This window comes from Blautia sp. OF03-13 (assembly GCF_003460685.1).
Lineage (GTDB): Bacteria > Bacillota > Clostridia > Lachnospirales > Lachnospiraceae > Fusicatenibacter > Fusicatenibacter saccharivorans.
Map to the genome: position 1 here is coordinate 1 of NZ_QTVR01000042.1, position 7,834 is coordinate 7,834.

Sequence of the window (7,834 nt, forward strand, 5' to 3'; positions counted from 1 at the left end):
AATATAAATTTTTAATTAAATTATTTAAATAGGAAAAGTTTAATGCTTTTATTTTGCTTTCCTATTCAGCTCTTTTTAGTGACAGGAGCCAATATAAGATCATAAAAAATTGGACAGATTAGAAACCGATAAGAACCATTGCCAAAGCAAATAAAACCAGCTAAAATAGAGATCAGAACATAAGCACAGTCGCAGGTGTCAAAAGCCGCAAAAGTTGGAAAGGAAGGTTTCAAGATGAGAAAACCAAAACTCCCGACCGGGATTGACAACTTTAAAAAGATTCGCAATGGAAATTACTATTATGTAGATAAAACTTCCCTTGTAGAACAGATTTTAAATAACGGAAGTGAGGTCACGCTTTTTACGCGCCCACGCCGTTTTGGAAAATCCCTGAATATGAGTATGATTCAGTATTTCTTTGAAATTGGAACGGATCCAGCACTTTTTGGCGGCTTGAAGATTTCTAAGAATACAGAGATTTGTGAACAATATATGGGAAAATATCCCGTTATTTCCATCAGCTTAAAAGGAATTGATGCCGATTCCTATGAAAAAGCCCGTGCGCAGCTCATAAAAACAATCAATCGTGAGGCAAGAAGATTTCAATTTCTTCTGGAAAGCGACAAATTGAGCCGGGTTGATAAAGCACTTTTTTCAGAACTTCTGACAAGAAATATGGAAGAAGACACCATTACCAGCAGTATTCAGGAACTGACAGAACTGTTGGAAGTTCACTATGAACAGCAAGTGGTTGTCCTGATTGACGAATACGATGTTCCGATGGCAAAAGCCCATGAAAATGGATATTATGATGAAATGGTATTGCTGCTTCGAAATATGTTCGGAAATGTTTTAAAGACAAACAGCAGTCTTGCCTTTGCTGTTTTGACGGGCTGCCTGCGAATTGCAAAAGAAAGCATCTTTACCGGACTGAACAATTTCAAAGTATATTCGATTACAAATACAGAATTTGATGAAACCTTCGGTTTTACAGATGAAGAAGTAAAGACCATGCTGCATGACTATGAAATGGATGACCGATATGACGAGGTAAAAGAATGGTATGACGGATACCGATTCGGAAAAGTAGATGTGTACTGTCCGTGGGATGTTGTGAATTACTGCAATGATCATATCCATAATCCAGAGGCCGAGCCGGAAAATTACTGGATGAATACAAGCGGGAACAGTGTGATTCATCATTTTATCGACAGTATCAATGAACCGGATATGCTCACAAAAACAGAACTGGAATGGCTGGTAAATGGAAAAACAGTGATCAAACCAATCGATGAAATGGTTACCTACAATGACCTGTATTCGACTATGGATCACCTGTGGAGTACACTTTTCATGACAGGATACCTGACGCAGCGCGGAAGAGAAAGCGATGGCCGCTATTGCCTTGCAATTCCAAACCGGGAAATTCGAAATATCATAACAGAACGGATTCTTACACTGTTTCAGCAGGAAGTGAAAAAAGACGGCAAAATGGCAGAACAGTTCTGCCAGGCACTGCTTGGGGGAAAATCAGCAGAGGTGGAAAGCCTTTTGAATTTGTATTTGCAGAAGACAGTTAGCGTACGCGATACCTTTGTGCGGAAATCACTGAAAGAAAATTTCTATCATGGAATTCTGCTTGGAATCTTAAGCTATAAAAATGACTGGCGTGTATCTTCCAATCGAGAATCGGGAGAAGGATTCAGCGATATTGTGATTGAAATGGGAAATGCAGAAACAGGAATTGTGATAGAAGTGAAGTATACAGATGAGAAAAAAGATCTGGAGAGAGATTGCCGGAAGGCATTGGAGCAGATTCGGGATAAAGATTATACGCAGACACTGTGGCAGGAGGGCTATAAAAAAATGGTGCAGTATGGGATTGCATTTCATTTAAAACAGTGTTGTGTGATGGAAGAAGAGATGCAGCGTAAGCGGAATCGGGATGGGGCTCTGAATAGTTACAATTTGTTATAAAATTCAGGGCAGAGATATTGCACTGAATTTTATATACGGACAAGTTTCTGTCAACATTTTCCGTTCGATATGAGATAAAATGGCAATATTCAAAAGAAAAAGCCTACCATGAGGAGAAAAAAGATGGAAGAAAAGACAGCAAACATGGCAGAGAATATTCGCGTTACATTCACCGGGTTCCACTACATAAAGGATGGCGATTATCCAAATGACTTCGAGGTATGCTTATTGATCCTGAAAGACAACAGCTTATCAGCAGGCTGCTGGGATACAGGATTATATGCCACGGAAGGCGGCAAGCAGCCAGGTGCATTTCGACAGGCAAGGGGCTGCTTTATCGATGCGGACTATGTAAAAGCCTGAACGAAGTTGGAGGATAAGGCGTATAATTTTCAGCAGAACAGCATTGTGTGACTGGGATACGAGAGGAGAATTGCAATGGATAGAAGAAGTAATAATATCGCGATCTTTCAGGACTCCATGGATTTGATAAAAGCAAACCAGAAGCTCCAGCAGGCAGTTCAGTTTTCGATTCAGAACCAAAAGCTGTATGTTCCATCGCAGGCAATTGCACTTCCAGAACCTGGAAAATCATCTTGCAAAACGATTGTTTCATCTAAAAGAAGCTTCGAAGCCGCCTCTGCATACGCAAAAGCCGGAAAGCGAGTCTGCGTCCTGAATTTTGCATCTGCAACTAATCCCGGCGGCGGTGTAACACGGGGAAGTACGGCACAGGAAGAATGCCTTTGCCGATGCAGCACACTGTATCCATGCCTGGATACAAAAACGATGTGGCATCAGTTCTATCAACCGCATCGGAAAGCAGGCGATCCACGCTACAATGATGATCTGCTGTATACACCAGAAGTCGTCGTATTTAAGACCGACACCTCTGCACCGGAACGAATGGAAGAAAAAGACTGGTATCAGGTAGACATCATTACCTGTGCGGCCCCGAACCTCCGAAAGAAACCAAGCAATGCCATGAACCCGTCCGCAGGAAATGCGCCGGTTAAGATTAATGAGAAAGCACTGTACGAACTTCAGATGCAAAGACTGGAACGTGTTTTTCAGGCGGCAGCATCGAACGGAGCGGAAGTTCTGATTTTAGGCGCGTTTGGCTGTGGCGCTTTCTGTAACCCGCCGAGAATTGTAGCACGTGCATTTCGGAGTGCACAGGAAAAATACGCATCCTATTTTGAAATGATAGAATATGCGGTGTTCTGCGGCAGAAATGATACGTTGAATTATGATACATTCAATCAGGCGATTGGAGGTAGAAAATAAAATTTATAGCAACCCCGAAAAGAATGCAAAAAATTCAGTACCACAGAGTGTGAATTATTGTGTCACAGATTTTCGTCGTACCCTGGTACGCTTTAAAATTTGTTCCTTGCGATTCGCATTTTGCAGCATTGTCTTTTTTTCATTATTTTCGGGCTTTTCTATAAGCTGGGCTCTGAAAGAACGTAAAAGCGAACAAAAAATATGACTTCATGAAAGGCAGACAAGATTAATTTTTTAAGAATAAAAAGCGTTATACAAATATCGCCTGTAATAAGTAGAATAGGCTATGACAAACAGGAGAGGGGAAGAGGATAAATGAAGGTTCTGAACTTTGAAGACAGCGTTTACAAAGCAAATGCAATCCGCAAGGTATTGAACCAATGCGGCGTGGCTAAAATTGAACTGGTGTCAAATGTCGAGGATGGTCTGCAGATGCTGAAGAATGCAGAAGACGCTGGGGCACCGTTCGATTTGATTATCACAGATATGCATTATCCCATGAAGCAGGGAGCTGTCAGTGATACGGAGGCGGGAGAAAAGCTGGTTCAGCTCCTGCAGGAGCAGGGCAAACAGACAAAGGTTATCGTATGCTCATCCAGAAATATGAAGCTTCCCGGAGTGTATGGTTGTATCTGGTATTCGGAAATCAGTGACTGGGAAGAAGAGCTGTGCGATCTGGTAAGAGAAATGGAGAAGAATCGATGATTTACGCGATGAGCGATATTCATGGACAGTATGAGCAGTTTCTGACGCTGTTGGAGCAGATCGGTATTCGGAAAGAAGATACTCTTTATATCTTAGGCGATGTAGTAGATCGTGGACCAGAGCCAATGAAAATCCTGAAATACATGATGGCACATTCCAATATCATTCCGATCATAGGAAATCATGAAGTTATGGCGCTACCGAATCTCAAACTTCTGGTGCCGGAAGTTTCGAGAAATTTTCTGGATAAACTGCCGCCGAAGGTGTATCGGGATTTTGACAACTGGACGCAGAACGGCAGTACCAGTACAATCCAGGATTTTCGCAAACTGCCGCAGGAAGAACGGCACCAGGTAGTAGAATACATGAAATCATTCCGCCCATACGGAAAGGAAATTGTTAATGGGCAGGAATACTGGCTGGTGCATGCCGGACTGGATCATTTTTCAGAAACAAAACGTCTGGAAGAATATTCGGTAGAGGATCTGGTGTGGACGCGGATTGATTACGAGATTCCGTATTTCGATGATATCATTGTAGTCAGCGGACATACACCGACACAGAATATCCTTGGGAACAACCGCCCAGGGTATATTTTTAAAGCAAACCATCACATTGCGATCGACTGTGGAGCAGGGAAAAGCAATGGAAGACTGGCGGCAATCTGCCTGGATACAGGGAAAGAATATTATGCACGGTAAATGCTGCAAAGAGCAAAAGAATGCGAACTGGAACAGCTGATCCATGATGTTTTTTGTTATGATGTGATGGGAAAAATTCTTGGGGTAGAAGATGGAAAGCAAGAATATAAATCATACTTTTTAAGTGCATGGTCGCGGATAGAGTGAATTATCAGATAAAAGATGAATAAACGAGAAAAAAACAAATTTATATTAAAATAATGAAAAAAAGAATGGCAAAAGAAAGCGGGCTGCGTTATAATAAAAAATAATTAAAGTGTGTAATGAAAAATTAATGAAATGAGTCTGGGAGAAAACAGAAAAGTAATGGAAAATGACATTTATATCGTCAAAAAGAAAATCAGTACAGAAAATTTTTTGTTGAAATTGAATCAACAGGCACATCAGCTTGAAGTTTATAAAAAGGCAGATGAGCAGGCTCTGCGGAAGAATTACAGCATCCGAAAGGATTTTGTCCCGTGTGAATATACGATTTATGAAAAAATCAAGGAAATGCCATGCCTGTTCGGCCGCGAAGATTCCCCAACTCCTTATGGTGTGTTTGATATTGTAAAAAAATCAAAGGTAAAAGAAGAATATATCAGCGGCTATCATAAAAAGTATGAACGGATAAAATTTTTTGGTTATCTGGTGATTTTCGAAGACTACTTTATTCACAGTGATCTTTATATGGACAGAGTGACATCTGAAACATTTGAGCAGGCAGAGCCAATCAGCAACGGAGATACCGGCACGGCAGGCTGCATTCGGGTCAGCCAGAAAAATGTAGAGTGGCTGCTGGAAAATATAGAAGTAGGAACTACGGTAATCCTTTGAGGGGATGGAAAAAAAGATGGTATTTGCAATTATATTATTTGTTTTACTCCTTGGGTATTATGGAATTGTAAAAGGTGAGGAGGATTCCTTAAAAGCTTTTTTCATCATTATCGGCATTGTGGTTGTACTATGGGGAATTGGGACGTTGTTTAAAGATAATAATGGCTTAGATGATGAAGATTATGAGAAAATCAGAATATATGAAGAAAATCATAAAGATGATGGAAAGGATACAAGGGAACAAGGCGAAATTCTATGGCAGAAGATGAAAAATTGAGGTCAGATGGAATAGACCCTGATGAATATAGAGAACGACATAATTATTAAAATGTGCGAAAAATTAGGAGAATTTCTTTGAGTGGATAGGTGAGAAATGGAAAAATATTGGGAAGGTGTTAAAAATACAGAAGAAATAGACAGAGGGCTCTATATTATACTTCCTCTGCGGTACCAGGGAGATTTTCAGAAAATACCGTTTAGTGCGAAAAAAACAAATACAGACCAGAATAATAAATCAGATGAAGAAAGGGATCGCTCCGGATTTGATTCCGATGATTTTCTGGAAATTCTATCTATAAAATGCCGTTCTGGTGAATTTGTCAAAAGGTGTATGCTGGAGGAGACGGTTGCAACGGTAAAGAGAAAATGGAAAGAAGCAGTAAAGATCCCCTTTCCTTATGATCTGACGCAATTGCAAGTATTTTCTTTCAACAATGGAATTGCCTTTTTAACTGTGTATCTGGCATATAAAAATAAAGACGTCCAGGAAATTTATCAGTTAATCAATCCGGGATACATAGATGATAAAAAACAGGAAATTCAGGACAGTCTGTTAGCAATTTTAGAACAGGAAGTATTTGAATCATGGCATAAGGAATATGGCGTTCAGTTAAAATGGTTCGGCCAAAGCGAAAAAACAAAAATCTACATGATGAAAGAAGCTTACCGACTGAATGTGGCGGCACTTCCGAAACGTTTTGAAGAACGGAAGATTGCGGAGAAAATTGCCTATAATGAACATCGGCTGATTGATGTAACGAAGGAGTTTTCCGATTTATCGGAGAAAGATGTTGAGTATGCATCTGGGGCAAGGGATGTAAATGACAGCCATTATGGATGGGCATGTGCAATTACATCACAGGAGATTGCCTATGCGTATGGTCCAAAATCGGGGAAAACAGTTCCAATTACAGCAGAAGCATTGCCAGAACGAGCAGAAGACGATCTGGAACTAACGATGATTGTAATGTATCAAAAATATACTTGTATGCTGTTGAATGAAAAAATCCATGAGAGATTTCAGGGGATTTCAGCTCAGAGTATTCGAGGACTGAAAAAAGAAGCATTGGAATTCATCGCATACGGAACACTGACACCATCCCAGGTGTCAAAATGGAATAATGTCTGTGAGACATATCGAGCGCTGCAGAAAGAAAATGGCGTGAATGAAGCACTGGATGAGATCAAAGAAAAAATCGAACTGTTAAACGAAGAACAGGATCACATCGACAGCAAGCGGGAATCACGCGTGAGTATGATTATTGCGGTATTTGGATTCGTTTCCATTGTCGCGGCGGCGTTGCAGATATTAGATTATTTGAGTTCAGGGAAAGGGGTGATGATTGGGGGATTTGTTGGTGCTGTGAGTGGTATTTTGACAATCACCTTATACTATTTCAAAAAAATAGAAAACAAGAGTAAAAATAACGAGATTATTTGAAATTTGATACTTGGTTTGGAGGAAAAACTATGATTTACTATAAAAATGCTGAGGAAAAAATAAAAGAAATTACAAGATCGTATGACTTTGGAAATATATGTGACTTAGAAAATCGTGAAATTGAGGCAGAGGAATCTAGTTTTGATACAAGTTCCTATAATTTTCATATTATATCTAAGAATGAAAATGAAATAGCAACATTAATAAAAGAAAGTCGAAAAATTTTGGTGGACGAAATAAAAAAACAGGGAAATACAATTCAATGTAAGCGATCAATTGGTGATATTAAGGAAAGCAATAAACCAGCTTATATTTGTAGTTTAGGAAATAGATCGAGTTTAAAAATTGATCCGTTACAAATGGAATGTTATGTTGCAATATGCTATAAGAAATGTCTGGGGATGATATGTTTTGAACAGATGTTTGTTGAAAAGGACAAAGTGTGGTGTGCTCCGGGTAGAATTCAATATTATAAATGCCCGATAGAAGATGGTGTAATAAGAAATATAAATCAAAATAAAAAAGGAGAATTCGATTGCTGTTATCCAATGAAAAATATGGATAAAAATGAACAGCCTGATGGAAGAGGAGTATATAATTCAAAATATACAGTATGTGATATTAAAGG

9 protein-coding genes are annotated in these 7,834 nt (G+C 39.5%); all 9 read left to right on the forward strand.

Going from position 1 to position 7,834, the window contains the following annotated elements:
* Positions 1–234: 234 nt before the first annotated feature.
* Positions 235–1,977, forward strand: coding sequence for an AAA family ATPase (locus DXA55_RS16440; protein ID WP_117814643.1), 1,743 nt, complete (start codon positions 235–237; stop codon positions 1,975–1,977).
* Between the two features lie 123 nt (positions 1,978–2,100).
* Complete coding sequence (locus DXA55_RS16445; RefSeq protein WP_117814644.1) at positions 2,101–2,340, forward strand: hypothetical protein; 240 nt, start codon at positions 2,101–2,103, stop codon at positions 2,338–2,340.
* A gap of 75 nt (positions 2,341–2,415) precedes the next feature.
* Positions 2,416–3,264 (forward strand): TIGR02452 family protein, encoded by an 849-nt coding sequence (locus DXA55_RS16450; RefSeq protein ID WP_117814645.1) that lies wholly within the window; start codon positions 2,416–2,418, stop codon positions 3,262–3,264.
* A gap of 315 nt (positions 3,265–3,579) precedes the next feature.
* Positions 3,580–3,969, forward strand: coding sequence for a response regulator (locus DXA55_RS16455; protein ID WP_117509808.1), 390 nt, complete (start codon positions 3,580–3,582; stop codon positions 3,967–3,969).
* Positions 3,966–4,670 (forward strand): metallophosphoesterase, encoded by a 705-nt coding sequence (locus DXA55_RS16460; RefSeq protein WP_117814646.1) that lies wholly within the window; start codon positions 3,966–3,968, stop codon positions 4,668–4,670. The genes DXA55_RS16455 and DXA55_RS16460 overlap by 4 nt, the downstream gene beginning before the upstream one ends.
* A gap of 306 nt (positions 4,671–4,976) precedes the next feature.
* Positions 4,977–5,486, forward strand: a complete 510-nt coding sequence (locus DXA55_RS16465; RefSeq protein WP_158565107.1) for a L,D-transpeptidase — start codon at positions 4,977–4,979, stop codon at positions 5,484–5,486.
* A 16-nt stretch (positions 5,487–5,502) separates the two neighbouring features.
* Entirely contained in the window at positions 5,503–5,763 is a 261-nt protein-coding gene (locus DXA55_RS16470) for a hypothetical protein (RefSeq protein WP_117814648.1), read from the forward strand.
* 96 nt (positions 5,764–5,859) lie between these two features.
* Positions 5,860–7,206 carry a DUF308 domain-containing protein gene (locus DXA55_RS16475; RefSeq protein WP_117814649.1) on the forward strand — a complete coding sequence of 449 codons (1,347 nt, stop codon included), beginning with the start codon at positions 5,860–5,862 and terminating at the stop codon, positions 7,204–7,206.
* Positions 7,207–7,235: 29 nt separating this feature from the next.
* Positions 7,236–7,834 (forward strand): hypothetical protein (locus DXA55_RS16480; protein WP_147342039.1); only part of this gene is annotated, 599 nt, incomplete at its 3' end.

What these genes read in the sequence shown, in the direction of transcription:
- DXA55_RS16440 (WP_117814643.1), top strand. Translation starts at nt 235, where the DNA reads ATGAGAAAACCAAAACTCCCGACCGGGATTGACAACTTTAAAAAGATT.
- DXA55_RS16445 (WP_117814644.1), top strand. Translation starts at nt 2,101, where the DNA reads ATGGAAGAAAAGACAGCAAACATGGCAGAGAATATTCGCGTTACATTC.
- DXA55_RS16450 (WP_117814645.1), top strand. Translation starts at nt 2,416, where the DNA reads ATGGATAGAAGAAGTAATAATATCGCGATCTTTCAGGACTCCATGGAT.
- DXA55_RS16455 (WP_117509808.1), top strand. Translation starts at nt 3,580, where the DNA reads ATGAAGGTTCTGAACTTTGAAGACAGCGTTTACAAAGCAAATGCAATC.
- DXA55_RS16460 (WP_117814646.1), top strand. Translation starts at nt 3,966, where the DNA reads ATGATTTACGCGATGAGCGATATTCATGGACAGTATGAGCAGTTTCTG.
- DXA55_RS16465 (WP_158565107.1), top strand. Translation starts at nt 4,977, where the DNA reads ATGGAAAATGACATTTATATCGTCAAAAAGAAAATCAGTACAGAAAAT.
- DXA55_RS16470 (WP_117814648.1), top strand. Translation starts at nt 5,503, where the DNA reads ATGGTATTTGCAATTATATTATTTGTTTTACTCCTTGGGTATTATGGA.
- DXA55_RS16475 (WP_117814649.1), top strand. Translation starts at nt 5,860, where the DNA reads ATGGAAAAATATTGGGAAGGTGTTAAAAATACAGAAGAAATAGACAGA.